Origin of the sequence: Streptomyces sp. BE20 (assembly GCF_036322525.1) — a bacterium.
Taxonomy (GTDB): Bacteria; Actinomycetota; Actinomycetes; order Streptomycetales; family Streptomycetaceae; genus Kitasatospora.
The window spans coordinates 1-380 of record NZ_JAQYWW010000669.1 but is presented as its reverse complement, the minus strand read 5'-3'; the positions used below and the strand labels follow the sequence as shown (position 1 = coordinate 380).

Annotated in this window: 1 protein-coding gene; it reads right to left on the bottom strand. The window is 72.6% G+C overall.

Annotation, left to right across the window (positions count from 1 at the left end; all coding sequences use genetic code 11):
- On the bottom strand, nt 1-380 hold a 380-nt coding region (locus tag PUR61_RS14025), incomplete at both ends, for an enolase C-terminal domain-like protein (RefSeq protein ID WP_329879150.1).

Below are 380 nucleotides of genomic sequence, written 5' to 3'. Positions count from 1 at the left end.
GGCGACCTTGAGCCAGGGGGTGATGCCGCCGACGCGGGCGGCGTCCACCTGCACGATGGACGCGGCGCCGGCCTCCAGGTAGGTGCGGAACTGCGCGAGCGAGTACATGGACTCGCCGACCGCGACGGGGATGCGGGTGGCGGCCGCGAGTCGTGCGTGGCCGCTGATGTCGTCGGCCGGCAGAGGTTCTTCGAGCCAGTACGGGTCGTAGGGTTCCAGGGCCCGTGCGAGTCGCAGCGCCGAGGAGGCGTTCTGGGACTGGTTGGCGTCGGTCATGATGTGCAGGGTCGGCCCGACGGCTTCGCGGACGGCCCGCAGGCGCTCGGCGTCCTCGGCGGCGTGGGGCTTGCCGACCTTGATCTTCACGCCGGCCCAGCCCG